A 26,329-nucleotide genomic window follows, 5' to 3' on the forward strand; every position below is an offset into this window, starting at 1 on the left:
AATTGCCTTTGGTTTGCCGAAACTGGAAATTCTCGCCGATAGGGTTGAGGGTATGGTATCCTCTATTGACGTTGCGATTGAGCGGAGGAGCAAGCTCATGAGGATTTACCCTACGATGGAACTGCAGAACGGCCGCTGTGTCACACTGGACAAGGGTCGTCTGGATGAGGCCATGATTTGGCACGTGAATCCCGCAGAAACGGCACGCAGTTGGGCCGATGCTGGAGCCGAGTGGATGCACTTGACCGATTTTGACGCGATTGAAGGGCGCGATACCAATTCGGAGATGGTTGAAGAGATCATCCGTTCTGCCGAAATCCCTGTGCAGTTGGCAGGTGGTATGAGAACGCGCGAGCAAGTCGAGCACTGGATCGACAAGGGCGCAGGCCGGATTGTTATCGGCACTATGGCTGCGTGGGATCCAAATCTTGTGAAAGAATTGGCCAAACTCTATCCGGACCAAATCGTTCTGGCCGTAGACGTTTGGCAAGGCTTAGTGATGACCGACGGTTGGCGTAGTCAAAGTGCGTTTACACCAGAGGCCTTTATCGAAGCGTTTTCAGAGACGCCGTTTGCGGCAATTCTGGTCACTGATATCGATAGCGACATGGAAGACGTTGAGGCACAGCTGGGCCTGATCTCGGGGCTGGCAGAGACATCTCGCACACCGATCATCGCAAGCGGTGTGGTCCGCACGACAGATGATATCTCGCGGTTGGCTTATATCCCGAATATTTCGGGCGCCTTGGTTGGCCGCGCGCTGTTCAGAAAGACGCTCGAGCTTTCAGATGCGCTGAATGTTGCCAGCACAGCGCACGAACCGGTTGCGGCGTTTCAGTAAGATTTCTTCCAAAACAACAGGTTCCGCCCTTTCATGTCCAGTGAAAGGGCGGGCTTTCATCTGGCCAGGAGCCGCATTGCAAGAGTGTATACTGTAGGTGTTCCGCTCAATCTGCTTGTGTGATGATTGCGCCTTGCTCTTGCCCCCGCACCCCGGCCCGGGGTATGAGCGTTTCTCAAACAGGAAGCAGGCAAGAGGCATTTTATGCGCAGAGTCGTTGTAACCGGTCTTGGGTTGGTCACTCCATTGGCCAGCGGGGTCGAGGAAACATGGTCGCGGTTGCTGGATGGGGAATCCGGTGCAGGCCCGATCACGCAATTTGATGCTGAGGCAAGTGGGGTCACCACAACGTATGCCTGCGAAGTTCCGCGAGGCGACGGCACCGACGGGACATTCAATCCTGACGACTGGATGCCGCCGAAAGAGCAGCGCAAGATCGAAGACTTCATTCTGTACTCGATTGCAGCTGCTGAAATGGCCTGCAAGGATTCCGACTGGCTGCCCGAGGATGAAGAGGCGCGTTTGCGCACTGGCGTTCTTATCGGTTCAGGTATCGGTGGGCTGGGTTCCATCGCGGCAACGGCTAACCTGATCCGCGACAAGGGCCCTCGACGGGTGTCGCCTTTCTTTATTCCAGGCGCGCTGATTAACCTGGCCTCGGGTCAGGTGTCGATCCGCCATGGATTCAAAGGCCCGAACCATTCGGTTGTGACTGCATGTTCGACCGGTGCTCACGCTATTGGTGACGCAAGCCGCATTATCCGTGCCGGTGACGCTGACGTAATGGTTGCCGGTGGTGGCGAAGGGTGCATTTGCGAAATCGGTATCGCTGGATTCAACGCTTGCAAGGCGCTGTCGACCAAATACGCGGATAACCCCAAAGCAGCCAGCCGCCCCTATGACGTCGACCGAGACGGTTTTGTCATGGGTGAAGGTTCGGGCATCGTTGTTCTGGAAGAGTACGAGCACGCAAAAGCGCGTGGCGCGAAAATCTATGCCGAAGTTCTGGGCTATGGCATGTCCGGTGATGCCTATCATATCACCGCACCCAGTGAGGACGGCGATGGCGCAGAGCGTTCTATGAAAGCAGCGCTACGCAGCGCGGGGCTGGAGCCGAAGGACCTAGACTATATTAACGCGCATGGCACATCGACCATGGCCGATACCATTGAATTGGGTGCGGTCGAGCGTCTCCTGGGCGAGCATTCGGCGAATGTAACGATGAGTTCGACCAAATCGGCCACGGGCCACCTGTTGGGCGCAGCAGGCGCGATCGAAGCCATTTTCTCGATCCTCGCAATCCGCGATCAGGTTGCGCCACCGACGATCAATTTGGACAACCCAGCGGTCGAGACGCAGATTGATCTGGCTCCGAATGCTAAGCGTGAGCGCAAGATTGATGTGGCGTTGTCAAACTCGTTTGGATTTGGCGGCACCAATGCAAGTGTGATCTTCGGAAAGGTCAGCTAAATGTGGCGCGCTTTGGCCTCCAACATGCTGACCATCCTGGTGGTCGGCCTGTTTCTTGCCGGTGGACTGATTTTGTGGGGGCAGGCGCGATACAAGAATGCGGGCCCTCTGGAAGCTGCGATGTGTTTGCAGGTCGAACGTGGCTCGAACATGACGCAGGTCAGCCGACAGCTGGAGGATCAGGGCGCGATCAGCAGCGCTACGATATTCCGTATGGCGGCGGATTATACCGACAAGGCACCTCAGCTGAAGGCAGGCAGCTTTCTGGTCCGCGAGGGTGCTTCGATGGAGCAGATCATTGATGAGATTACGCGGAGCGGGGCCAGTACCTGCGGATCCGAGATTGAGTACCGGATCGGTGTAACCCGCATACAAACCCGTGTACGCGAATTGAACCCCGCAACATTGGATTTCGATGAAATCGCATCGTTCGATGTAGCGGAAGAAGAAATACCCGCGGCTTATACCCAAAAGCGCGAAGACTCGGACACACGATACCGGGTCTCGATTGCTGAAGGTGTTACATCCTGGCAAGTGGTCGAGGGTCTTAAGCAGATCGACACGTTGACGGGAGATATCCCTGAAATACCGGCCGAAGGGGCGCTGGCACCGGATAGCTATGACATTGTGCGAGGTGCCGATCGGGCGGCAATCCTGCAGTCGATGCAGGATAAGCAGCAACTGCGCATTAACGCCGCCTGGGAAGGGCGGCAGGATGATTTGCCAATCAAAACCCCCGAAGAGATGCTGATTTTGGCGTCAATCATCGAAAAGGAAACTGGTGTTCCGCATGAGCGTGGACAGGTCGCTAGCGTATTTGTAAACCGGCTTGAGCGAGGCATGAAGCTGCAGACGGACCCGACTGTAATCTATGGTGTCACCAAGGGGCAGGGCACGTTGGGCCGAGGCCTGCGCCGCAGCGAACTGCGCCGTGCAACGCCTTGGAACACTTATGTGATTGATGGGCTCCCGCCAACACCTATCGCAAATCCTGGTCTTGCAAGTCTTGAAGCCGCAGTTTCGCCCGAAGCGACTGATTTTGTTTTCTTTGTTGCAGATGGCACCGGCGGACATGCTTTTGCCGAGACACTGGATGAGCATAATCGAAACGTCGCCAAATGGCGTGAGATTGAGGCCGAGCGCCAAAGCACCGGAAACTAAAAAAGGCGCCGCGAATAGCGGCGCCTTTTAGATTTAGGCGGCGGAGGATCGACGCGGTCGCCGACGTTTTGGGCCTCCGGGATTGCCCGACTTGTTAGCTGCTTGCGGCTTTGGACCACGGCGACGGAACCCTCCGCCTTTCCGCGATTTTGCGGGTTCGGCGAACTCGGGCATTGTGCCGCTGGCGACCGGAACCTCAATTTTCATCAGTTTCTGAATCTGCTTCAGTTGATCCAGTTCATCCGGTGCACAGAAAGCGATCGCCTCGCCTTCGCGTCCGGCACGGGCGGTTCGGCCAATGCGGTGGACGTAGTTATCCGGCACTTCGGGTAGGTCGTAGTTGATGACATAGGCAACGCCCGGGATGTCGATGCCGCGAGCGGCCACGTCTGTTGCCACCAAGACATTTATTTCGCCTGCGCGGAAAGCTTTGATCGCCCTGTCACGCTGTCCCTGACTTTTGTTGCCATGGATCGAGGCGGCGTTGAAGCCGTCGGCCACTAGGCCCTTCATCAGCTTCTCGGCGCCATGTTTTGTACGCGAAAACACCAGCGTCAGAGCTTCTTTATCCGCAGATAAAATCTCGCGCAGTTTGCTCGGTTTTTCCGCGCGGCTCAGGAAATGAACCGATTGGGTGATCTTGTCGGCGGCTTTACCCGGAGGGGACACTTGAATGCGTTGCGGGTTTGTCAGGTAGGCCTGGCTGAGTTCTTCCATCTGCTTGGGCATAGTGGCAGAGAACAGCATCGTTTGGCGGGGCGTACCCAACTGCGGTGCAATCCGGCGCAGAGCATGAATAAAGCCCATGTCCAGCATCTGATCGGCTTCGTCCAGTACCAGATGACGTACCGAGCCGAGGTCGACCGCTCTGCGTTCCATCAGGTCGATCAAACGACCAGGGGTGGCAACCAGAATGTCTGTGCCGCGTGCCAGAAACGAAATCTGCCTACTGATGGACTGACCGCCAACAACTGTCGCCACGCGCAGCTTCGTATTCGTGGTCAAATTGCGCAGGCTATCTGCGATTTGGTTGACCAGTTCACGGGTCGGGGCAAGGATCAGAGCCTTGGCGGTTTTCGGCGCAGGCTTGCCGGTCTGAGCCAGCAGGTGGTCGATCAGAGGTAGGCCAAAAGCCAGCGTCTTGCCGGTGCCGGTCTGGGCAAGGCCCAGAATATCGTGCCCCTGCAATGCCATGGGGATTGCCTGGTTCTGAATCGGAGTGGGTTGTGAAAAATTGGCGCGTTTCAAAGCGTCGTTCAGGGCCGGGGCAAGACCCAGCATATCAAAGTCGAACAAATATCATTCCTTTTTTGCCCCTGGTGACTGGATCACCACGGACGACATAAATCAGCAGCGCAATATGCGATGCCAACAGGGTTACGCTAAGACTCTGGATGCACAGGCGTTTCCTGCGGCATCCGGCCGTCGCATTCAGAACCCTGCGTGAAGGGGAACTATGGGGTGAATCGAGCGCTGTGGAGCAGGTCGGACCTGCCAATGCTCACGCGTCAGCGCTTTGTTAAGGCGCTCATGCAGGTTGCGGGGCGGAATGTCAAGCTGTGCGTTATAGATCACATCCGGCGAAAAGGATCGTTGTGGGCTGTCTGCAACCTTTAAGCAGTGAGATTGACCGCTTGGTTGATCGCAAAACCTGTTCTTACAGCTCGATATGTAGGGAAGGGCATCCGCGCGGCAGTTTCAATGTCCCGCCGGATCCAGTCGAGCGCCTCTAGCTGTTGAAGGGACGACGACAGCGCCCGATCCGTGATCGATACCAAATCCGATTTGATGGCGGAAAAGCGGTGCGGAGTGCCGGTGAGTGCCAGGATCGGGACGGTCCAGGATTTACGGACGAGCTTGAACTTGGTGTCATCCGGAACGGCGTTTACGATTGCGCTGGCCATACTGGCGGTTTCGATCCCCGGCAGGGTTAATCGGAATTCAGGGCGCAATGGGTGCCCGTGGCCTGGATTCCTTTCGATCAGGTCAAGGCGTATGAGATGGTCCAGGCTTGCCGCGAAGGCAGTTCTTCCTGCGCTGGTGGCAGCAAGCAGAGCGGCCTGCCTGCCAGGAGTGCCGGAATGCATGAGTGCCAGAATATTCAGCGACCAAGCTCGGGAGGTCAGCTTGACAAGCAAATTAATGTCCATAAAGTATAGTTAATATAATTTAGCTCAAAAGGAAAGATTGATGCCCCTTGTTTCTTTGAAAAACACGATCACGCTTGCGATTTCAGTTCGGGACCGCCATGCAAGCGCCGAATGGTTCAGCGACAAATTGGGGTTTGAAATTGCCCATCACATAGATGAAGCGGGTTGGAGTGAGATGCGCACCAATGTGGACGGTGTCACATTGGGGTTAGGAGAGCAGGCCAAGCCTTCGCCGGGGAATTGCGTTCCAGTGTTTGAGGTCGCCGATATCACCACCGCCCGCAGCGCGTTAGAGGCTGCAGGGGTGGCCTTCGATGGTGCGACGGAAACGATCGAAGGGATGGTCAGCACGGCCACGTTTTATGATCCGGATATGAATGCGCTGATGCTGGCACAGGATTTGACTGGCAGCAGCTAAAGACGCGCGCGGGGAAGAAATTGTTAACCTGCACCGAACGTTCCTTGTTGCGTTGGTGTTGCGCAATTCATTGACTTTTCGAACTTAATTTGGTACGAACTGTGTCATGCTAGAAGAAGTGAGTAACGGCCCCGGGGTAACTCCCGGTGGCCGTTTTTCGTTTCTCTCGTGCGGAGAAAACTCACGCATGAGGTCAATACGCAAACATGACTTTAATTACCCCGGAAGAGCGGATTTCCCAGACGGCTGACTTGTTGCGGTCGCTCGAGACGTCCATTCGCGATCTGCGCAATGCAGCGGAAGAACTGCGCAGGCAGATCGGTGCCGGGGAGGATGCAGATCTTGCTGGTGCAGGCAAGCAACTGGGACAGCTTGAGGGGCTGATCCGAAGTTGCCAAAAAGTGGAGACAAGCTTTGTCGAACAACATCACAGACAAGCCGGAATTGCCCAAGGGGGCTATGCGCTCGACCTTGATCGGGCACGATCTGAGATCGGGTGCAGGCTGGCTCGCCTCCGCGCCTGTTGCGGTGCAGGACAGATTTCTGAGTGAGATCGGGGAGGGGGGGCTGTGCGCCCTCCCTTTCCTGTTTGAGTTCTGGGCTCTGCCGCATCAGTTGCCGCCCGAGGGCGATTGGCGGTCATGGGTGATCATTGGGGGGCGTGGCGCTGGTAAGACGCGGGCCGGGGCCGAGTGGGTTCGGTCTGTGGTCGAGGGGTCATTGCCGTTGGACAAGGGGGCGGCCTGTCGTGTGGCCTTGGTCGGCGAGACCTTTGATCAGGTGCGCGATGTGATGATTTTTGGCGATAGCGGGATTTTACAATGCTCGCCACCGGATCGTCGGCCTATCTGGAAGGCGTCGGAACGCAAGCTGATCTGGCCCAACGGGGCCGAGGCGCAGGCGTTTTCAGCGCATGACCCCGAGGGATTGCGGGGGCCGCAATTCGATGCAGCCTGGGTGGACGAGTTGGCCAAGTGGAAAAAGGCCGGGGAAACCTGGGATATGTTGCAATTTGCGCTGCGGCTGGGGGATCAGCCTCGGGTCTGCGTGACGACCACCCCGCGCAATGTGAAAGTGCTAAAGGGTTTGCTGGCGTCGCCCTCCACCGTGCAGACCCATGCGCCTACCGAGGCGAACCGGGCCAATCTGGCGGGGTCGTTTTTGGAGGAAGTGCGCGCGCGTTATGCGGGCACACGGTTGGGGCGGCAGGAGTTGGACGGTGTGCTGCTGTCGGATGCTGAAGGGGCGCTGTGGACCGGATCGATGCTGGAGGCGGCGCGTTGTGCACAGGAGGCCGAGCTGGACCGCATCGTGGTGGCGCTGGACCCTGCGGTGACGGCGGGGGCGGCTGCGGATGCTTGCGGGATTGTCGTCGTTGGAGCGTGTTTGCAAGGGCCGCCCGAAGAGTGGCGCGCCTTTGTGCTGGCCGACCGGACGGTGCAGGGCGTCGGCCCGGCGGGCTGGGCGCAGGCGGCGATTGATGCGATGGATGAATTTGCGGCCGAACGGCTGGTGGCTGAGGTCAATCAGGGTGGCCAGCTGGTGGAAGAGGTCGTGCGGCAGGTGGACCCTCTGGTCCCGTACCGCGCGGTGCGGGCGTCACGCGGTAAGGTCGCGCGGGCCGAGCCTGTGGCGGCTTTGTACGAACAGGGGCGGGTGGCCCATGTGGCCGGGTTGGACGCGCTGGAGGAGCAGATGTGCCAGATGACCGCGCGCGGGTTTGAGGGGCAGGGCTCACCCGACCGGGTCGACGCGTTGGTCTGGGCGCTGCATGAGTTGGTTGTCGGGCCTGCGGGGGCGTATCGGCGGCCGAGGGTAAGGAGTTTGTGAGCTTAGCGATCAGGAAGGAATGACGACAACAGAGCTTTAACCAAGCTTTGCTATCAACTGTTTGCGGCTGGTTTCTGCAGATTTGACAGTTTAAAGGCTAAGCTATGCAAAAAGTCACAGTAACCAGTACCAACAGATTTGATTTAAAAGATATTCTCGCCCCCGGCGAAAAGTTGCTCTGGTCGGGTGAACCCGGATACGGACGCAAGTTCTTTCAGGCGGTAGGTGAGGAGCGGAAGATTCATGTTTTCCTGTTGGTCGCTTCGGTCGTCATGTGGGCTACTATTCCATTCATCAATGCCGATGCCGAGTTTGGCCGTTTTGAGGCGTATTGGATATACGGAGCAGTAACGTTCGCTTTCGTTGCCTTTTCGTTTAGCATCGCGAGTCAGCGGCACTACGTCCTGTATAACTTGGCCTATTTTGTTACGAACAGGCGGGTAATTGTTTGCCGGCGAGGTAGAAACTGGAGGCTAGGTGTCCGGCTCTATGTCGTTTCGTGTGAACATTCAGCGAAGTTTCCGTATTCAATAGTCGATAGTCGCCCTTATCCATCACTTGAAGTTGGCATTCTTCTTTCCGAACAGCAGGTGCAACCATTCGGGCTTGGGCTGTCCCATCCCGGCCATCCGATACTCTTTGGCAGGACATACTACCCTATACTGTTGGACTATGTTCCGGAGGCTGAGGAACTACTCACAATGATCCGATCTTGACGGCGTGATGTAGCGGATACCACAGGAGTGTCATGAGCATTAGATTTGACCTCGTTTCGGCTGCGTGGCCCCATCTCAATGCAGCTACAGCTATCCCGTTGCCCACCCTCCGTACGCCCCATTCCCAAGGCTTAAACTTCTTTCCGTCATAACTCCTTTCAACAAGCCGGGCAGAGCGGCGGCAGAAAGGAGCACAGATGGTATTCGATTTCTTGCGTCGTGGATCGGCTGATGAGGCGCCCGAGGCGAAGGCGAGCGCGGCGGGGCCTGTGGTGGCGTGGCAGACCGGGGGGCGCGTGGCGTGGAGTCCGCGGGATGCGGTGTCGCTGACGCGGACGGGGTTTGCGGGGAACCCGGTGGGGTTTCGCTCGGTCAAGCTGATTGCCGAGGCGGCGGCGGCGTTACCTTTGGTGCTGCAGGATCAGGCGCAGCGCTATGATGTACATCCGATCCTGTCCCTGATGCGCCGTCCGAATGCCGCACAGGGGCGGGCAGAGTTGATGGAGGCCTTGTTTGCGCAGTTGCTGCTGTCGGGCAATGCCTATGTTGAGGCGGTTCAGGCCGAAGAAGGGCTGCCGGTTGAGCTGCATGTCTTGCGATCCGACCGGATGAGCGTGGTGCCGGGAGCGGATGGCTGGCCCAAGGCGTATGATTACGCTGTGGGCGGCAAGAAACACCGGTTTGCGGCGGAAAACATCTGTCATATCAAATCGTTCCACCCGCAAGATGATCACTACGGGTTCTCGCCGATGCAGGCTGCGGCGATGGCGATTGATGTGCACAACAGCGCGTCTCGGTGGTCAAAATCGCTGCTCGACAATGCAGCGCGACCTTCGGGGGCGCTGGTTTGGAAGGGCGGTGATGGCCAAGGGGTGATGGCCGAGGATCAGTTCCGGCGTCTTTCCGATGAGATCGAGCAGAACTATCGCGGGGCGCGCAATGCTGGTCGTCCGATGGTTCTTGAAGGGGGGTTGGATTGGAAGCCGATGGGCTTTTCGCCCTCGGACATGGAGTTTCAAAAGACCAAGGAAGCCGCCGCCCGCGAGATCGCGCTGGCCTTTGGGGTCCCGCCGATGTTGCTGGGGATCCAGGGCGATGCGACCTATTCGAACTATCAGGAGGCCAACCGGGCGTTTTACCGCCTGACCGTGCTGCCCCTGGTGACGCGGGTGGCGGCGGCGGTGTCGGCGTGGTTGGCCGGCTTTACCGGCGAAGAGCTTATGCTGAAGCCCGATCTGGATCAGGTTCCAGCGTTGTCCGCCGAGCGGGATGCGCTTTGGTCGCGGGTCAATGGGGCTGAGTTCCTGACTGACGCAGAAAAGCGTGCTTTGCTGGGGCTGCCGGAGCGTACGGATGGCTGAAGGATATCCGCCATTCGATTGCGCGCCAGGCTTGCGGCTGGCCGCGCATGAGCGGGTGGCCGAGATTCAGCATGCGCATTTGTGCCAGCGGCTGGATCAGATCGAAGAGATGATGGAGCGGCTGGAGAGGCGGTTGTGGTTGACGGTGTATGGCGTGGCAGCGGTGATCCTAGCGCAGGCGTTTCAGTCATTCCTTTCAGTAACGCCATGAATTCAGCAAGTTACATGGAGAAGTTTATGGATTTGGAGCATAAGTTCGCACGGTTCGGAGAGGGTCTTTCGGTGACCGAGGACGCGGTGATCGAAGGTTATGCCAGCCTGTTTGGACAGATAGATCAGGGCAGTGACGTGGTGCAGAAAGGTGCGTATCGCGGTTCCCTTGAAGGGCTGGCTACAGCGGGCCAAAGGGTCAAGATGCTGTGGCAGCACGATCCGGCGCAACCCATCGGGGTTTGGGACGAGGTGCGCGAGGACGACCGGGGCCTGTGGGTCAAGGGACGTCTGCTGGAAAGCACTCAGAAAGGTCGCGAGGCGGCCGAGTTGATCCGGGCGGGCGCAATGGATGGCCTGTCGATTGGCTATCGTACCAAGCGCGCCGTGAAGAATGACAAGGGCCAGCGGGTCCTGACCGAACTGGAGCTGTGGGAGGTGTCGCTGGTGACGTTCCCGATGCTGCCCAGTGCGCGGGTGGCGGCAAAGGGGGTGGACCCCGAGGCCGAGAACACCTGGCGCAGTATTGCCGAGGTGTTTGATCACGCCCGGCAGGAGCTGGCGCGAACCTAGCGCGCCGAAACCTCACCCCCAAAAAGGAAGTGCTGATGAGCAAGACCGAAACCCCGGCCTTGACCGGAGAGGGTGTGTCCCTGGTTCAGGAGGTGAAGCAGGCGATGACTGGCTTCGTGAACGAATTCAAGGGCCTGAAGGCTGAAGTTAAAACCAAATTGCAACAGACAGAAGAGCGACTGACCATGCTGGATCGTAAATCAACCATCGCGGCACGCCCGCATCTTGCGGCCTCAATCGAGGACGGCGCACCGCATCAGAAGGCCTTTGATGCCTATGTGCGCTCGGGTGAGGATGACGGCCTGCGTGGGCTTGAGATGGAGGTGAAATCGCTCTCGAGCGCTGTGAACAGTGACGGTGGGTACCTGATTGACCCGCAAACCGCCGAGATCATCAAATCGGTGCTGAAATCTACGGCCTCTATCCGCTCGATTGCTTCGATCGTAAATGTCGAGGCGAACTCGTTCGATGTTTTGATCGACCACACGGATGTCGGTGCGGGCTGGGCGGATGAAAATGCTGCGGCGAGCGAAACCAGCACCCCGTCGATTGACCGGATCTCGATCCCGCTGCACGAGCTGAGCGCACTGCCCAAAGCCTCGCAGCGACTGCTGGATGACAGCGCGTTCGATGTCGAGGGTTGGCTGGCCGGTCGTATCGCGGACAAGTTTGCACGCGCTGAGGCCTCGGCCTTTATCAACGGCGACGGTGCGGACAAACCCAAGGGTATTCTGAACCACGCCAAGGTCGACAACGATGTCTGGGATTGGGGTAACATTGGTTATATCCCCACCGGCATCGATGGCGGTGTCGAGGCGGATGCCATTGTGGACGTGGTTTATGCGCTGGGTGCGCAGTACCGGGTCAACGGGACCTTCGTGATGAACTCGAAAACTGCTGGTCTGATCCGCAAGCTGAAAGACAGCGATGGCCGCTTCTTGTGGTCGGACGGTCTGGCTGCTGGTGAACCGGCGCGGCTGATGGGGTATCCGGTGCTGATCGCCGAAGATATGCCGGATGCGGGAACCGACAGCTTTTCGATTGCTTTCGGTGACTTCCAGGCGGGCTATACCATCGCCGAGCGTCCGGACCTGCGCGTATTGCGCGATCCCTTCAGCGCCAAACCGCATGTTCTGTTCTATGCGACCAAGCGCGTCGGCGGCGATGTCAGCGACTTTGCTGCGATCAAACTCGTGAAATTCGGCACCGCCTAAAGCGGGCTGAATCCCGGGGGGTCTTCGCCCCTCGGGGCGGCGGGCGCGGGTCGGGGCGAGACCCCTGCGTTGTCTAGCTGCTCCCCTCCGTCCGAGCAACGTGGGGCGGCGCGTGCCCGTCAATTCCTGAAGTTACGGCCCCGGAGGGGTCCGAGATTGCGGAGTGAATGGATGATGTTGATCGAAGAAACCGCCATCGCGGATGCGGCGCTGCCGGTGGATCAGTTCAAGGCGCATTTGAGGCTGGGAACAGGCTTTACTGGTGCCAGCGTGCAGGATGAAGTGCTCAAGGGCTTCTTAAGGGCGGCGATTGCTGCGATTGAGGCGCGTACCGGGAAGGTACTTATCACGCGTGAGTTTTCCTGGAGCCTTAACAGTTGGCGTGACCCTGCGGGCGAAGTGCTGCCTGTGGCGCCGGTCTCGACCATCAATACGGTCAGTTTGACGGATGCAGCGGGTACTGAAACCGCCGTTTCGTCTGACAGATACAGATTGGATCGCGATAGCCAGCGCCCGCGGATACGCCCTGCCGGGGCTGTCTTGCCCGCTATTTCGACCGGCGGATCCGTGAAGATCGCGTTTATCGCCGGTATTGCCGGGGAATGGTCAAGCTTGCCGGCAGATCTTGGGCAGGCGGTTCTGCTGTTGGCCGCGCATTACTATGAATACCGGGATGAGACCACGTTGGGTGCCGGCTGTATGCCCTTTGGCGTGACCAGCCTGATCCAACGCTATCGTGTGGTTCGTTTTGGTGCAGGGGTGGCCCAATGAAGGCGCCCCGGCTGAATAGAAAACTGTTGCTTGAATCCTCCGTGCGCACCGCTGATGGCGCCGGTGGGTATCTGGAAACATGGGTCGCCTTGGGCTCGGTTTGGGCCGAAGTCACTGCGCGCAGCGGGTCAGAGCGAAATGTTGCAGGGTTGCCGGTTTCGCGTGTCGGCTACCGGATTGTGGTTCGTGGCGCGCCCGAAGGATCGACCATGCGCCCCTCGCCGGATCAGCGGTTTGCGGAAGGCACACGCCGTTTCGTTATCCGCGCCGTCGCCGAACGGGACCCGCGCGGCCAGTACCTGATCTGCTTTGCGGATGAGGAGGTGGCGGTATGAGCTATGGCGTTTCAGCCGCGTTGCAGGCGGCAATTTACCAGAAATTGTCGGAAGACACACAGATCAGCACTCTTTCAGGTGGAGCGATCTATGACGCCGTTCCAGCGGGTTCAGTTCCGCAAACCTATGTGACGCTGGGCCCGGAAGAGGTGCGCGATGCCTCGGACCGATCGGGGACCGGTGCCGTCCATCGTTTCACGGTGTCCGTCGTGTCCGAAGCTGCCGGGTTCGGTGCAGCAAAAACGCTGGCGGGGGCAGTTTGTGACGCCCTGGACAGTGCGGGGCTGACCCTGGATCGAGGCCGATTGGTTGGGCTGTGGTTCGAACGTGCCTCGGCCCGTCGGACCGGAACGGGCGGCGCGATCCGCCAGATCGACCTGAAATTCCGCGCCCGCGTGGAAGACGATTAAGTAATCAACGGAGAGAGCAAATGGCTGCCCAGAACGGAAAAGACCTGTTGGTCAAAGTAGATATGAACGGCTCAGGCCTGTTCGAGACCATTGCGGGGCTGCGTGCCACGCGGGTCAGTTTCAACGCGGAAAGTGTCGATGTGACCAGCCTGGAAAGCCAGGGTGGTTGGCGCGAGCTTTTGTCGGGCGCGGGGGTAAAGTCGGCCTCGATTTCGGGCTCGGGCGTATTCAAGGACGCGGGAACGGATGAGCGCGCGCGACAGCTGTTCTTTGACGGTGAGACACCGGGTTTCCAGATCATCATCCCGGATTTCGGGATTGTTGAGGGTGCGTTCCAGGTGACCGGCATCGAATATGCGGGCTCTCACAATGGTGAAGCGACCTATGAAATGAGCATGGCAAGCGCCGGTGCTCTGACCTTTACGGCGCTGTAACGATGGCCAATCCGTGGACAGGAGAGGTGGCACTGACCATCGATGGAGAGCAACGGGTGCTGAAGCTGACTTTGGGTGCTTTGGCGGAACTGGAACAGGAACTGGGCACCGGGACATTGGTTGAACTGGTGCAACGGTTCGAAGGTGGCGCCTATTCCAGCGGTGATGTTCTGGCGCTTATCGTCGCCGGGCTGCGGGGGGGCGGGGCCAATGTCACCCGCGCCGACCTGCTGAGTGCCGAGATCGAGGGCGGGCCAATGCACGGTGCTCGTGCCGCGGCCGAACTGTTGGCAAGGGCCTTCATGGTGCCGGGGCAGGCATGAGCGGGTTCGACTGGCCCGCATTGATGCGGGCCGGGTTCCTTAGCCTGCGCCTGACACCGGACCAATTCTGGAGCCTGACCCCGGCCGAGTTGCGGCTGATGCTGGGGCAGGGCGCGGGCATGCCTTCGATGAACAGGATGGGTTTGGATGCGTTGCTGGCGGCCTATCCGGACAAGACAAAAGGAGAGCGTGATGACGGATCGTAACGGGTTGGAAGACCTGCAGGAGCGGGGCGAGGCGCTTGGCGACTCGTTGGGTGATGCGGCATCGATGGCTGCGGCATTTGATGGGCAGATGAAGCGCATCAAAGCAGCCTTTGAGGAAACGGGCAAGGATGTTGCAACGCTGGAGCGTGGCATGTCCGGTGGCCTGCGACGGGCGTTCGATGGCGTCGTGATGGACGGAATGAACCTGTCCGATGCGCTGGACGTGTTGAAAAACTCGATGATCCGCACCGCGTATTCGGCGGCGATCAAACCGGTCACGGATCACTTCGGCGGCCTTCTTGCCAATGGGATCGGCGGCTTTGTGAAGGGCATCCTGCCTTTCGCGGATGGCGGCAGTTTTAGTCAGGGACGGGTGATGCCCTTTGCCAACGGCGGAGTGATTAGCGGCCCGACTACGTTTCCCATGCGTGGCGGCACCGGGCTGATGGGCGAAGCCGGCCCCGAGGCCATCATGCCCCTGGCCCGCGGAACAGACGGGAAATTGGGCGTGCGCATGTCGGGCGGTGGTTCTGCGGTAAACGTGGTGATGAACATCACCACCCCGGACGTACAGGGTTTCCGTCGAAGCCAAAGCCAGATCGCGGCCCAGATGAGCCGCGCGCTGGGTCGTGGCAATCGCAACAGGTAGATCAGGGAGCAGATCATGAATTTCCACGAGGTGAGATTTCCGGCCAGCCTAAGCTTTGGCTCGGTCGGTGGGCCCGAGCGGCGCACGGATATTGTGACGCTGGCAAACGGGTTCGAAGAGCGCAATACCCCTTGGGCGCATTCGCGGCGGCGCTATGATGCCGGTCTGGGGATGCGGTCCCTGGATGACATCGAAACGCTGATCTCGTTCTTCGAGGCGAGGCAGGGCCAGATGTTTGGATTTCGCTGGAAAGACTGGTCTGATTTCAAATCTGGTACGGCTACGGCCGAAGTTGCCAAGGCCGACCAGATCATTGCGCAGGGCGATGGCGTTGCGACAGAGTTCCAGCTGGTAAAGACCTATTCCTCGGGTGGATTCAGCTATGTAAGGCCGGTCGTCAAACCCGTATTGGGAACCATCCGCATCGGGGTTGAGCAGGATGAAATGCGCGAAGGCGTTGATTTCGAGGTCGATCTGAACTCGGGGCTGGTCACGTTCTATTCGCCTCCGCCTGAGCAGGTTGATATCACCGCTGGCTTTGAGTTCGATGTGCCGGTGCGGTTTGACACCGACAAGATCCAGACGAGTGTCGCAAGCTTTCAGGCAGGGGACGTTCCGAACGTTCCCGTGGTCGAGGTGCGTGTCTGATGGCTGGTGACAAACAGGCACTGCAGGCCCATCTGCAGAGTGGTCTGACAACGACCTGTCGGTGTTGGGCGATTACGCGCACAGACGGTGTTCAGTTTGGCTTTACCGACCATGACCTGAAGCTGAGCTTTGAAGGCCTGGACTTCAATGCAAGTTCGGGTCTGACAGCAGCCGCGATCGAGCAGGCAACGGGGCTGTCCATTGATAACTCGGAAGCAATGGGTGCGTTATCGGATGTCGCAGTAACTGAAGAGGATATCGAATCCGGTCGCTTCGACGGGGCCGAGGTGCGGGCATGGCTTGTGAACTGGGCCGATCCATCGCAGCGAATGTTGCAGTTCCGCGGATCAATCGGTGAATTGCGACGGGCAGGTGGGGCTTTTCATGCCGAACTGCGGGGCCTGACAGATAAGTTGAACCGACCTTTGGGCCGGATTTACCAAAAGCCCTGCACAGCCGTGCTGGGCGACAAGGCGTGCGGGTTCAACACCGATGCCCTGGGATACTCGGCCGAAGCTGAGATCGTCGGTTTGACGGGTGGCAGTATTTTGCAGCTGCGAGGGGCGGAAACTCACCTTGAGACATGGTTCGAACGTGGTCGGCTTGATGTGCTGACAGGCCGTGCGGCTGGGCTGTGGGGGGCGGTCAAGAAGGACCAAAAGACCGACACAGGTCGATCGGTCGTTCTGTGGTCTGCAATCAGCGGTGGATTGGCCGAGGGCGACAGGGTGAGGCTGACCGCAGGTTGCGACAAGCGCATGACGACCTGCCGCTTGAAGTTCAATAATATCACGAATTTTCAGGGCTTTCCTGACCTGCCTTCCGAAGATTGGGTGATGGCGGTTCCCAAGAAAAACGGGGCAAACAGGGGGGGAAGCAGACGATGATCCCGATTAAGCAAAGCATTGTTGATGAGGCCAGAAGCTGGCTAGGCACCCCGTATGTCCATCAGGCGTCGGTCAAAGGCGCCGGAACGGACTGTCTGGGGTTGCTGCGTGGCGTATGGCGCGCGGTGCTTGGGCACGAACCTGAGGCCGTCCCGATCTATAGCATGGATTGGTCTGAGCCGCAGGGCGAAGAGCGCATGTGGGCCGCAGCACGTCGCCATCTTGTCGAGAAAGATCCAACGCGGTTTTCGGTCGGGGACGTGTTGCTGTTTCGCATGCGCGAAAGTGGCGTTGCCAAGCATTTGGGGATTGTCAGCACTTGCGGCGACATCCCCCGTTTCATTCACGCGTATTCCGGACATGGCGTCGTCGAAAGCGCTCTAAGCGACCCGTGGCGACGGCGGGTTGTTTCTTGTTTTGAGTTTCCCACGGAGGATATCTAAATGGCGACGATATTACTGTCTGCGGCGGGTGCCGCTGTTGGCGGGGCCATTGGCGGCACGGTTGCGGGTCTGTCCACGGCAGTTATCGGCCGTGCCATTGGCGCGACTCTTGGCCGGGTCATCGACCAGCGGCTGATGAGCCAATCGGTGATGGGCAGCGGCAGCGAAGTTGTGGAAACCGGCCGATTGGACCGTTTTCGCCTGACCCAAACGGGTGAGGGCGCTGCTGTCGCCAATATCTTTGGTCGAATGCGTGTTGGCGGGCAAGTCATCTGGGCTTCGGATTTTCTGGAAACCCGCAGCACCAGCTCTACCACGCAGTCGGTTGGGGGTGGCAAAGGCTCGCCGAAACAGCCCGAGGTTACGACGACCACCAACAGCTATAGCTATTCAGTTTCGTTGGCGGTTGCGTTGGGTGCGGGGCAGATCTCTGACGTGCCGCGTGTCTGGGCGGATGGCGAAGAGATTGAGCGCAGTAGCTTGAATATGCGCGTTTATCCCGGCACCGACGATCAGCTGCCCGATCCGTTGATCGAAGCGATCGAAGGGACTGGAAACGTCCCGGCCTATCGTGGCACCGCCTATATCGTGATCGAAGATCTAAAGCTGGGCGCATTTGGAAACCGTGTCCCGCAGTTCTCGTTCGAGGTTGTGCGGCAAGAGCAGCCCGGATTGCCCGATACCGAGAATGCGCTGTCACATATCGTACGGGGCGTGGCGCTTATGCCCGGGACCGGTGAATATGCACTGGCGTCCCAGCAGGTGAATTACACAAAAGGCCGCGGCCGCAGTTGGGCGGCCAATGTGAATTCGACCTCTGGTTTGCCTGATCTCGTGACGTCCACACAAGCCTTGAAAAGTGAACTTCCGGGCTGTGAAGCCGCCTCTTTGGTTGTGTCCTGGTTCGGAAGTGATCTGCGATGCGGTCAATGCAAGATACAACCAAAGGTTCTGCAAAATGGTATCGAGGGCAAAAATATGCCCTGGGGTGTCGCGGGGCTGACAAGGGCAACCGCCCAGATCGTTCGTCAGGAAAATAACGAGCCCGTCTATGGCGCGACACCAGCGGACGCGTCGGTCATTCAAGCGATCCAACACCTTAAGCAAGAGGGGAAGCGGGTCATGTTCTACCCGTTTATCCTGATGGATCAGATCGGTGGAAACGGATTGCCCGACCCGTGGTCTGATGCCAGCGATCAGCCGCACCTTCCCTGGCGCGGTCGCATCACTCTGAGTGTTGCGCCTGGGCGGGACGGGTCTCCCGACCAGATGGCTGAGGCCTATGTTCAGGTGTCCGATTTCTTTGGTCAGGCGCGAGCGGTTGATTTTGTTATCGGAAACGGCACGGTTTCCTACTCTGGCCCGCAGGACTGGGGGTTGTGCCGATTTATTCTTCACTACGCTGCCTTGTGTAAGGCGGCAGGTGGGGTGGACTCCTTCTGTATCAGTTCGGAAATGCGTGGTCTTACCCAGATTCGTGGCCTAAACGGATTTCCGGCCGTTGAGCAGCTGCGCGTTTTGGCAGGGCAAGTGCGTAGTATTCTGGGGCCAGACACAAAGATCGGTTATGCGGCGGACTGGAGCGAGTATTTCGGCTACCAGCCAAATGATGGCAGTGGGGATCGCTACTTCCACCTCGATCCGCTTTGGGCAGACGAAAACATAGATTTCGTGGGTATCGACAATTACATGCCTCTGTCCGACTGGCGAGAAGGCGAAGATCACTTGGATGCAGATGTCGGGGCAAAATCCATCTACGATCTCTCCTATCTGCGCGGGAACATCGAGGGTGGCGAGGGCTATGACTGGTATTATGCCTCGCCCGAAGAAGAGGCGGCACAAATCCGTACGCCGATCGAAGATGGTTCACATAACGAGCCGTGGATCTGGCGATATAAGGACGTTCGCAACTGGTGGTCACAACCGCATCACGAGCGAATCAATGGTGTGCGTAGCGACAACCCGACTGACTGGTTGCCAGAGTCCAAGCCCATCTGGTTCACTGAGCTCGGTTGTGCGGCAGTAGACAAAGGCACCAACCAGCCCAACAAGTTTCTAGACCCTAAATCTTCAGAATCCGGGTTGCCGAAATATTCAAACGGGCTTCGGGACGACTTTCTGCAGACGCAATACCTCAGGGCGGTTCTTGGCTATTGGTCGGACGCAGATATCAATCCAGTTTCATCCAGCTATGGCGGCCCGATGGTGGACGTGTCCAATGCCTATGTCTGGGCGTGGGATGCGCGGCCCTATCCGACCTTTCCAAACCTGCGCAGCCAGTGGAGCGATGGGGCCAACTATGCCCGCGGCCATTGGCTTAATGGGCGTTCCGGCTCACGAACGCTGGCCTCTGTTGTAACCGAGCTTTGCCATGCTGCCGGTGTTACCGAGATTGATGTCTCGGGCCTTTACGGTTCCGTTCAGGGCTATGCGGTTGAACAGGTTTCGGATGCCCGTTCGGCATTGCAACCGCTCATGCTGCGGTATGGTTTCGATGCGCTTGAACGCGAAGGAAAGCTGATCTTTCAGATGCGGGATGGCGCACGTGCCCTGACCCTGAATGAAGAGCAGTTGGCCATCACTTTGGACATTGACGGACACGTGGAATATCGCCGCGAGGCTGAGGCGGAAATGTCTGGCCGTGTCAGGCTGCGCTTTGTTCAGTCTGATGCTGACCATGAAATAGCCTCGGAAGAGGCTGTGTTGCCTGATGATGAAACCCATTCGGTATCGGTAAATGAGATGCCGTTGTCCATGACGCGGGCCGAGGGGCGTCAAACGGTGGAACGCTGGCTGAGTGAGGCGCGTGTCTCGCGTGAAACGGCTAGGTTTGCATTACCGCCTTCGCTTTTGAATGTCGGGGCAGGGGATGTTGTGCGGCTTGTCAGTGGTGGGCAGGAAGCGCGCTATCGCATTGACAGGCTTGAACAGGCCGAAATGCAACTGGCCGAGGCTGTCAGGATCGAGCCCGGCGTTTACACACCGCCAGATGCCCCCGCTGATGAAGTTACAGCGAAGCCATTTGTCGCTCCGGTGCCGGTGCTGCCGGTATTCTTGGACCTGCCTCTGATCACCGGTTCCGAAGTGCCGCATGCGCCATATCTTGCGGCTGCAGCAGACCCTTGGCCAGGAAGCGTTGCGGTGTATGCCGCATTAAGCGATGAGGATTACGCGTTGCAACAGGTGATAACAGGGCAGGCCATAATAGGCTTCACCGCAAGCCCGATGCGAAGGGCCAGTACCGGACTTTGGGATGAAGGCGATGCCTTACGTGTCAATCTTGTAGATGGCGTCCTGGAGTCCCGTCCACGGTCTGCCTTGTTAAACGGCGCAAATCTTGCAGCGATTGGCGACGGAACGCCCGGCAATTGGGAGGTGTTCCAGTTCGCGGATGCTGCTCTGCAAGAGGAAGGTGTCTATACCCTATCTGGCCGGTTGCGCGGCCAGCTGGGGACAGATGCAATCATGCCCGATCTCTGGCCCGAAGGATCAATGTTGGTGTTGTTGGACGAACGTGTCTTCCAGACAGGGTTGTTGCGGTCGGAACGTGGCCTGACCAAACATTACCGTATCGGCCCTGCAACCAGAGGGTACGAAGATCCCTCTTACGAGCATCTGGTCGAGGCCTTTGAAGGCAATGGTTTGCGGCCCTATGCCCCTTCTCATCTTCGCGTGCAGCAATCCAGCTCGAGGGACGTGTTCTCATGGGTGCGGCGGACACGTCTGGATGGCGATGACTGGTCCGGGCTGGATGTGCCGTTGAATGAAGAAACCGAAGCCTACCTTGTTCAGGTCCGGCAGAACGGTAGCCTGATTCGGGAACAGGTCGTTGCCCAGCCGGATTGGAATTACACGTCGTCCATGAAGGCCGGTGACGCTGCAACTGGGTCTTATGAGGTGTCGGTTTCGCAGATATCTGCGGCTTACGGACCTGGATTGCCTGTCAGGCTGCAGGTCGGATAGGCGCGGTGCGGCCCGTATTGCACGGAGATGTCAGCACGGCGGCGCGTGTTTTGTTGAACGCGCCGCCCGATCAGCGTGACCGTTTATGCCGACGTATGATTGCCGAAGCTGAAACGGCTGATGGCCATGTAAGTAAAACAGGGCGGCTACACCCGTTGTTCGGCAACGGTTCGTTAATGGCTGCGGCCCGAAACCGGCGCCTTGCCGCCGAACCCTCATTCGATGATCTGCAGTATTGCCGGTGTTTTGAGACGGTGCTGCGTCATTTGATCCGGTTCCGCATCAACCAGAAGCACAGCTGACACATCTGGTTGCGGCGAGGTCCAATTCCAGTCGGCCATTTGGAATCGGCTCGCCGCAATCTTCGCAGAATCCGTATTCTCGACTTTCAATCCGCTTCAGCGCGGCCAAAAGGCGTCGGTATTCCAGGTCCCGATTGACTTGGTGCGCCTTGGCCATGGCCTGGTTCTGTAGCGCATCCATCCGGCTCAGACGACCGATAGATTGTTGATCCAGTTCAACAACAGATTGCGCATCTTTCCCGGCCTGCGACTGGCGCGCCAATTCGTCCAGCCTGACAAGGATTTTCTCGTTGATTTGCTTCAGGTCAGCCTCATTCATTTTCGTTGCTTTGCCGATCACGGGTTTGCGTTTGGCGTTTTAGCCACTAAATGGCATTCTAGGCGCAGCAAAGGATCAAAAGCCATGTTGGAAAAGCGCAGTCATGTCACACCCGTAGATCCCGTTTGGGATCGCATCACGACCGAGGCTCAGGCCGCGGTCGAGAATGAACCACTGATGGGTGGATTGGTGCACGCCTGTATTCTGCATCATCGCAGCCTGACCAGAGCATTGTCCTATCGCGTTTCCGCAAAACTATGCTCGAACGAAATGTCGATGATGGTTCTGCGCGAGATCGTGGACGAAGCTTATGCTGACGACCCCCATTTGATTGAGGCCGCCCGCGCAGACCTGATGGCGGTCTACGAGAGGGACCCGGCCTGCCACCGTCTTCTGCAACCGATCCTGTATTTCAAGGGTTATCAAGCGATGCAGGCCTACCGCGTCGCCCATTGGCTATGGCTGAAGGGGCGATATGATCTGGCCTATTTCTTCCAGATGCGGTCCTCGGAAATCTTCGGTATCGACATTCACCCGGCTGCCAAAATCGGCAAGGGGATCATGATCGACCATGCTCATTCCATCGTGATCGGTGAAACGGCCATCGTTGGCGACAATGTTTCGATGTTGCATTCGGTCACGCTGGGCGGGACCGGAAAAGAAGAGGAGCAACGTCACCCCAAGATTGGTGATGGCGTTTTGATCGGCGCCGGCGCCAAAGTCTTGGGCAATATCGAAGTGGGCCATTGTAGCCGGATTGCCGCCGGTTCGGTGGTGCTGCAAGAGGTGCCACCTTGCAAAACCGTTGCCGGTATTCCGGCCAAGATTGTCGGTGAAGCAGGATGTGACCAGCCCTCGATCTCGATGGATCATATGCTGGGCAAAGATCACTAGATCTGAAGGTTCTTAAAGAAAAAGGCCGCCCAGAAGAGGGCGGCCTTTTTTTAGTCAGATATCAGGCCAGCATGACCATCGGGTTTTCCAGATTGTCGACGATCGCCTGCAGCAGCTGCGCACCGAGGGCACCGTCGATGACCCGGTGATCGACCGACATCGTAACCGACATGACCGTTGCAACCGTCAGTTCGCCATCGTCACCAACAACAGGTTTCTTTGCGCCAGTGCCGACGGCCAGAATGCCCGCATGCGGTGGGTTCACGATAGCGTCGAAATTGTCGATGCCGAACATGCCCAGGTTCGAGACCGCAAATGTGCCGCCCTGATACTCATGCGGGGCCAGCTTGCGTTCGCGGGCACGGGCAGCCAGGTCCTTCATCTCGGTTGAAAGCGCTGACAGCGACTTGGTGTCGGCGTCTTGCAGGACCGGCGTGAACAGGCCACCTTCGATCGCGACGGCAACGGCCACGTCCGAGGGTTTCAGCTGCAGAACCCGATCTCCCGCCCAGACGGCGTTGCATTCGGGCACCTGTTGCAGCGCATTGGCCAGGGCCTTGATGATGAAGTCATTGACGCTGAGTTTGACGCCACGGGCCTCAAGTTGCTTATTCAACTGACCGCGGAATTTCAGCAGTGCGTCCAGCTTGATATCCCGGCGTAGATAGAAATGAGGGATGGTTTGTTTGGCCTCGGTCAAGCGCGCGGCGATGGTTTTGCGCATCCCGTCCAGCTTGACCTCTTCGTAATCGCGGGATTCGTACATCCGCATAACCATATCCGTCGAGGGGCCGGTTGGCGCGGCTGTGGCGGCTGGTGCTGCTGCGGCCTGTACAGGGGCAGCCGTTACAGCAGGGGCTGCGGTTGCGCTCTCGACATCCGCCTTGACGATACGCCCATGTGGGCCGGATCCACTGATTTGCGCTAGGTCGAGACCTTTTTGCGCAGCGATGCGACGAGCCAGGGGCGAGGCGAAGATACGACCGCCATCTGCCTTGACCGGCGCTGCCGGGGCGGGGACGGGCGCTTCGGACGCCGCTGGAGCGGAGGCCTCGTTGCCCGTGGCGGCTGGCGCCGCCGCCGGAGCCGCTGCAGGCGTTGCACTGATATCATCAGCGCTTTCGCCTTCTTCCAGCAAAACCGCGATGGCGGTGTTGACCTTGACCCCTTCGGTTCCTTCAGGGATCAGGATTTTGCCGATTGTGCCTTCGTCAACGGCCTCGAACTCCATCGTGGCCTTGTCGGTTTCGATTTCGGCGAGCAGATCTCCAGAGGAGACGGTGTCGCCCTCCTTGACCAGCCATTTGGCAAGCGTGCCTTCCTCCATGGTCGGCGACAGGGCGGGCATCAGAATTTCGGTGGGCATCTGTCTGTTGCTCCCTTACCGGTAGGTCACTTGTTTGACGGCTGCGATCACCTCGTCGGTGGTCACCAGCGCCAGTTTTTCGAGGTTCGCTGCGTAGGGCATCGGAACATCCTTGCCGGTGCAGTTGATGACAGGCGCGTCGAGGTAATCAAACGCTTCCTGCATCACCACCGATGAAATGTAGCTGCCGACCGAGCCTTGCGGCCAGCCTTCTTCGACGGTCACAAGACGGTTGGTTTTCATCACCGAATTGATAATCGCGCCTGTGTCCATCGGGCGGATGGTACGCAGGTCGATCACTTCGGCGCTGATGCCGTCTTCGGCCAACTTATCGGCGGCTTCCAGTGCGAACTGCATGCCGATGCCAAAGCTGACGATGGTCACGTCTGTGCCCTCGCGCCAGATGCGGGCCTTGCCCAACGGAATGCTCAGGTCATCCACCTGCGGCACTTCGAATGAGCGGCCATAGAGGATTTCGTTTTCCAGGAAGATCACCGGGTTCGGGTCACGGATCGCGGATTTCAGCAAGCCTTTGGCGTCGGCCGCTGAATAGGGCATGACGACTTTGAGGCCGGGGATCTGCATATACCAGGCCGCATAGTCCTGACTGTGCTGGGCTGCCACGCGTGCGGCGGCACCGTTCGGACCCCGGAACACGATGGGACAGCCCATCTGACCGCCGGACATATAGAGCGTCTTCGCGGCCGAGTTGATGATCTGGTCAATCGCCTGCATGGCGAAGTTGAAAGTCATGAACTCGACAATCGGTTTCAACCCGCCAAAGGCCGAACCAACTGCGATCCCGGCAAAACCATGTTCGGTGATCGGGGTGTCGATTACGCGCTTGGCGCCAAACTCATCCAGCAAACCTTGCGAGATTTTATAAGCGCCCTGATATTCCGCGACTTCTTCACCCATGAGGTAGACGTCACCGTCATTGCGCATTTCTTCGGCCATGGCGTCGCGCAGGGCTTCACGCACGGTTTCGGACTTCATCTCGGCATCAGCTGGCCAATCTGGGGACAGATCTACCTTAGGTGCGGCTGGGGCAGAGACAGGAGCAGGGGCCTCAACCGCAGCAGGGGCGGCTTCGGTCGTCGCTGCGGCTGTGGGTGCAGCCGCGGGCAGGGCGGAGGCGTCTTCGCCTTCTTCGACGAGGATGGCGATAGGGGTATTTACTTTGACCCCTTCGGTGCCTTCAGCGATCAGGATCTTGCCCATGATCCCTTCATCAACGGCTTCAAACTCCATCGTGGCCTTATCGGTTTCGATTTCGGCCATGATATCGCCGCTTGATACGGTGTCGCCTTCCTTGACCAGCCATTTGGCCAGCGTGCCCTCTTCCATCGTGGGGGAAAGGGCGGGCATGAGAATTTCGGTTGCCATGTCTTAATCGTCCTCTCAGGCGTAGATATCTGTCCAAAGCTCGTCCAGCGACGGCTCGGGGCTTTCTTTCGAGAATTCAGCGGCTTGATTGACGATCTCTTTGATCTCTTTGTCGATCGCCTTCAGGTCATCCTCAGTCGCGTGTTTGCCGGAAAGCAGCAGCTCGCGGACATGTTCGATCGGGTCGCTTTGTTCGCGCACCTTCTGAACCTCTTCGCGGGTGCGGTACTTGGCCGGGTCGGACATCGAGTGTCCGCGATAGCGATAGGTTTTGATTTCCAGAATGTACGGACCTTTGCCCGCGCGGCAATGGGCGACGGCCTTTTCGCTGGCCTCTTTGACCGCTAGCACATCCATGCCGTTGACGATCTCGCCAGGGATGCCGAACGCCTCGCCCCGATGGTAGATGTCTTTGGTCGAGGTCGAGCGCGCCTGGGACGTCCCCATGGCGTATTGGTTGTTCTCGATCACAAAGATCACCGGCAGTTCCCAGATCGCGGCCATGTTGAAGGTCTCATAGACCTGCCCCTGGTTTGCGGCGCCGTCCCCAAAATAGGTGAAGGTGACGCGGCCGTTTTCCTGATACTTGTCGGCAAAGGCCAAACCGGCACCCAGAGGAACCTGCGCCCCGACGATGCCGTGACCGCCATAGAAATGCTTCTCTTTCGAGAACATATGCATCGAACCGCCTTTACCCTTGGACAATCCGCCCTCGCGCCCGGTCAGTTCTGCCATTACGCCGCCCGGATCCATGCCGCAGGCCAGCATATGCCCATGATCGCGATAAGAGGTGATCCGCTTGTCACCTTCTTCGGCGGCTGCTTCCAGTCCCACAACAACTGCCTCTTGACCGATATACAGGTGGCAGAAACCACCGATCAGACCCATGCCGTATAGCTGGCCAGCCTTTTCTTCGAATCGGCGGATCAGCAACATTTCACGGTAATAGGTCTTGAGTTCTTCCGCAGAAACGTTTGGTTTCTTTGTGGTTTTTCGCGCAGCCATTGTGGCGATCTCCCCCTCTCGGCAAGATAGTTTAGCGTTAAACT

At 58.4% G+C, this 26,329-nt stretch carries 30 protein-coding genes; 24 read left to right on the top strand and 6 right to left on the bottom strand.

What is annotated here, in order from left to right; all coding sequences use genetic code 11:
* Positions 1–97: 97 nt before the first annotated feature.
* The 3 genes from AC2FLG_RS09165 (at position 98) to mltG (ending at position 3,472) form a co-directional block, all read left to right on the top strand.
* Positions 98–841, top strand: a complete 744-nt coding sequence (locus AC2FLG_RS09165; RefSeq protein ID WP_496691050.1) for a 1-(5-phosphoribosyl)-5-[(5-phosphoribosylamino)methylideneamino]imidazole-4-carboxamide isomerase — start codon at positions 98–100, stop codon at positions 839–841.
* Positions 842–1,045: 204 nt separating this feature from the next.
* Positions 1,046–2,311, top strand: coding sequence for a beta-ketoacyl-ACP synthase II (gene fabF / locus AC2FLG_RS09170; protein ID WP_496705919.1), 1,266 nt, complete (start codon positions 1,046–1,048; stop codon positions 2,309–2,311).
* Positions 2,312–3,472, top strand: a complete 1,161-nt coding sequence (gene mltG, locus AC2FLG_RS09175) for an endolytic transglycosylase MltG (RefSeq protein ID WP_496705921.1) — start codon at positions 2,312–2,314, stop codon at positions 3,470–3,472.
* Positions 3,473–3,505: 33 nt separating this feature from the next.
* On the opposite strand, the gene AC2FLG_RS09180 is transcribed toward mltG, so the two are convergent.
* Both AC2FLG_RS09180 and AC2FLG_RS09185 read right to left on the bottom strand, forming a co-directional pair.
* Positions 3,506–4,768, bottom strand: a complete 1,263-nt coding sequence (locus AC2FLG_RS09180; RefSeq protein ID WP_142633162.1) for a DEAD/DEAH box helicase — start codon at positions 4,766–4,768, stop codon at positions 3,506–3,508.
* A 317-nt stretch (positions 4,769–5,085) separates the two neighbouring features.
* A complete protein-coding gene (locus tag AC2FLG_RS09185; protein ID WP_496688439.1) occupies positions 5,086–5,622 on the bottom strand; it encodes a winged helix-turn-helix transcriptional regulator in 537 nt (178 codons plus the stop codon).
* Between the two features lie 40 nt (positions 5,623–5,662).
* Here AC2FLG_RS09185 and AC2FLG_RS09190 point away from each other — a divergent pair, with 40 nt between their 5' ends.
* From AC2FLG_RS09190 to AC2FLG_RS09285, 20 genes are all read left to right on the top strand, one after another.
* Entirely contained in the window at positions 5,663–6,040 is a 378-nt protein-coding gene (locus AC2FLG_RS09190) for a VOC family protein (protein WP_496705923.1), read from the top strand.
* 206 nt (positions 6,041–6,246) lie between these two features.
* Positions 6,247–6,591: a hypothetical protein gene (locus tag AC2FLG_RS09195; RefSeq protein ID WP_496705924.1), complete on the top strand. Its 345-nt coding sequence runs from the start codon at positions 6,247–6,249 to the stop codon at positions 6,589–6,591.
* The gene (locus AC2FLG_RS09200; protein ID WP_496705926.1) at positions 6,500–7,870 is read left to right on the top strand and encodes a DNA-packaging protein; all 1,371 of its coding nucleotides are present in this window, start codon (positions 6,500–6,502) and stop codon (positions 7,868–7,870) included. The genes AC2FLG_RS09195 and AC2FLG_RS09200 overlap by 92 nt, the downstream gene beginning before the upstream one ends.
* A 104-nt stretch (positions 7,871–7,974) precedes the next feature.
* Entirely contained in the window at positions 7,975–8,586 is a 612-nt protein-coding gene (locus AC2FLG_RS09205) for a hypothetical protein (protein WP_496700538.1), read from the top strand.
* 197 nt (positions 8,587–8,783) lie between these two features.
* On the top strand, positions 8,784–9,947 hold the full coding sequence (locus tag AC2FLG_RS09210) for a phage portal protein (RefSeq protein WP_496705927.1): 1,164 nt from the start codon (positions 8,784–8,786) through the stop codon (positions 9,945–9,947).
* Positions 9,940–10,158, top strand: coding sequence for a GTA head formation protein, RCAP_rcc01685 family (locus AC2FLG_RS09215; RefSeq protein ID WP_496691057.1), 219 nt, complete (start codon positions 9,940–9,942; stop codon positions 10,156–10,158). Before AC2FLG_RS09210 ends, AC2FLG_RS09215 begins: the two co-directional genes overlap by 8 nt.
* 26 nt (positions 10,159–10,184) lie before the next feature.
* Positions 10,185–10,730 (top strand): HK97 family phage prohead protease, encoded by a 546-nt coding sequence (locus AC2FLG_RS09220; RefSeq protein ID WP_496705929.1) that lies wholly within the window; start codon positions 10,185–10,187, stop codon positions 10,728–10,730.
* 35 nt (positions 10,731–10,765) lie between these two features.
* Complete coding sequence (locus AC2FLG_RS09225) at positions 10,766–11,944, top strand: phage major capsid protein (RefSeq protein ID WP_496705931.1); 1,179 nt, start codon at positions 10,766–10,768, stop codon at positions 11,942–11,944.
* A 171-nt stretch (positions 11,945–12,115) separates the two neighbouring features.
* On the top strand, positions 12,116–12,715 hold the full coding sequence (locus tag AC2FLG_RS09230; protein ID WP_496691059.1) for a head-tail connector protein: 600 nt from the start codon (positions 12,116–12,118) through the stop codon (positions 12,713–12,715).
* Positions 12,712–13,050, top strand: a complete 339-nt coding sequence (locus AC2FLG_RS09235; protein ID WP_496705933.1) for a phage head closure protein — start codon at positions 12,712–12,714, stop codon at positions 13,048–13,050. The genes AC2FLG_RS09230 and AC2FLG_RS09235 overlap by 4 nt, the downstream gene beginning before the upstream one ends.
* Entirely contained in the window at positions 13,047–13,460 is a 414-nt protein-coding gene (locus AC2FLG_RS09240; protein ID WP_142633186.1) for a DUF3168 domain-containing protein, read from the top strand. The genes AC2FLG_RS09235 and AC2FLG_RS09240 overlap by 4 nt, the downstream gene beginning before the upstream one ends.
* A 20-nt stretch (positions 13,461–13,480) precedes the next feature.
* Complete coding sequence (locus AC2FLG_RS09245) at positions 13,481–13,894, top strand: phage major tail protein, TP901-1 family (protein ID WP_142633188.1); 414 nt, start codon at positions 13,481–13,483, stop codon at positions 13,892–13,894.
* A gap of 2 nt (positions 13,895–13,896) precedes the next feature.
* Positions 13,897–14,217: a gene transfer agent family protein gene (locus AC2FLG_RS09250; protein ID WP_496700533.1), complete on the top strand. Its 321-nt coding sequence runs from the start codon at positions 13,897–13,899 to the stop codon at positions 14,215–14,217.
* Positions 14,214–14,423 carry a rcc01693 family protein gene (locus AC2FLG_RS09255; RefSeq protein ID WP_496700532.1) on the top strand — a complete coding sequence of 70 codons (210 nt, stop codon included), beginning with the start codon at positions 14,214–14,216 and terminating at the stop codon, positions 14,421–14,423. Before AC2FLG_RS09250 ends, AC2FLG_RS09255 begins: the two co-directional genes overlap by 4 nt.
* Positions 14,410–15,072 (top strand): RcGTA-type gene transfer agent tail tape measure protein, encoded by a 663-nt coding sequence (locus AC2FLG_RS09260; protein ID WP_271947594.1) that lies wholly within the window; start codon positions 14,410–14,412, stop codon positions 15,070–15,072. The genes AC2FLG_RS09255 and AC2FLG_RS09260 overlap by 14 nt, the downstream gene beginning before the upstream one ends.
* A 15-nt stretch (positions 15,073–15,087) precedes the next feature.
* Complete coding sequence (locus AC2FLG_RS09265) at positions 15,088–15,720, top strand: phage distal tail protein, Rcc01695 family (protein ID WP_496705935.1); 633 nt, start codon at positions 15,088–15,090, stop codon at positions 15,718–15,720.
* Positions 15,720–16,607, top strand: a complete 888-nt coding sequence (locus AC2FLG_RS09270; RefSeq protein WP_496691062.1) for a phage/gene transfer agent baseplate hub protein — start codon at positions 15,720–15,722, stop codon at positions 16,605–16,607. Before AC2FLG_RS09265 ends, AC2FLG_RS09270 begins: the two co-directional genes overlap by 1 nt.
* Positions 16,604–17,050: an NlpC/P60 family protein gene (locus AC2FLG_RS09275; protein WP_496705937.1), complete on the top strand. Its 447-nt coding sequence runs from the start codon at positions 16,604–16,606 to the stop codon at positions 17,048–17,050. The genes AC2FLG_RS09270 and AC2FLG_RS09275 overlap by 4 nt, the downstream gene beginning before the upstream one ends.
* Complete coding sequence (locus tag AC2FLG_RS09280) at positions 17,051–21,013, top strand: baseplate multidomain protein megatron (protein ID WP_496705939.1); 3,963 nt, start codon at positions 17,051–17,053, stop codon at positions 21,011–21,013.
* Positions 21,014–21,018: 5 nt separating this feature from the next.
* A complete protein-coding gene (locus AC2FLG_RS09285) occupies positions 21,019–21,315 on the top strand; it encodes a DUF7742 family protein (protein WP_496691065.1) in 297 nt (98 codons plus the stop codon).
* On the opposite strand, the gene AC2FLG_RS09290 is transcribed toward AC2FLG_RS09285, so the two are convergent.
* Complete coding sequence (locus AC2FLG_RS09290) at positions 21,296–21,655, bottom strand: TraR/DksA family transcriptional regulator (RefSeq protein WP_496705940.1); 360 nt, start codon at positions 21,653–21,655, stop codon at positions 21,296–21,298. The two genes, AC2FLG_RS09285 and AC2FLG_RS09290, sit on opposite strands and share 20 nt — an antisense overlap.
* A gap of 63 nt (positions 21,656–21,718) precedes the next feature.
* Here AC2FLG_RS09290 and cysE point away from each other — a divergent pair, with 63 nt between their 5' ends.
* The gene (gene cysE, locus AC2FLG_RS09295; RefSeq protein ID WP_496676121.1) at positions 21,719–22,528 is read left to right on the top strand and encodes a serine O-acetyltransferase; all 810 of its coding nucleotides are present in this window, start codon (positions 21,719–21,721) and stop codon (positions 22,526–22,528) included.
* A gap of 61 nt (positions 22,529–22,589) precedes the next feature.
* Here the strand turns inward: cysE and AC2FLG_RS09300 are convergent, their stop codons facing one another.
* The 3 genes from AC2FLG_RS09300 to pdhA are packed head-to-tail and all read right to left on the bottom strand — an operon-like array spanning position 22,590 to position 26,285.
* Positions 22,590–23,894 (bottom strand): pyruvate dehydrogenase complex dihydrolipoamide acetyltransferase, encoded by a 1,305-nt coding sequence (locus AC2FLG_RS09300; protein WP_496705941.1) that lies wholly within the window; start codon positions 23,892–23,894, stop codon positions 22,590–22,592.
* 15 nt (positions 23,895–23,909) lie between these two features.
* Positions 23,910–25,280 carry a pyruvate dehydrogenase complex E1 component subunit beta gene (locus AC2FLG_RS09305; protein ID WP_142633211.1) on the bottom strand — a complete coding sequence of 457 codons (1,371 nt, stop codon included), beginning with the start codon at positions 25,278–25,280 and terminating at the stop codon, positions 23,910–23,912.
* 15 nt (positions 25,281–25,295) lie between these two features.
* Positions 25,296–26,285 (bottom strand): pyruvate dehydrogenase (acetyl-transferring) E1 component subunit alpha, encoded by a 990-nt coding sequence (pdhA, locus tag AC2FLG_RS09310; protein WP_142633213.1) that lies wholly within the window; start codon positions 26,283–26,285, stop codon positions 25,296–25,298.
* Positions 26,286–26,329: the final 44 nt, after the last annotated feature.

The sequence above is a fragment of the Ruegeria sp. CDSA193 genome (assembly GCF_059611885.1).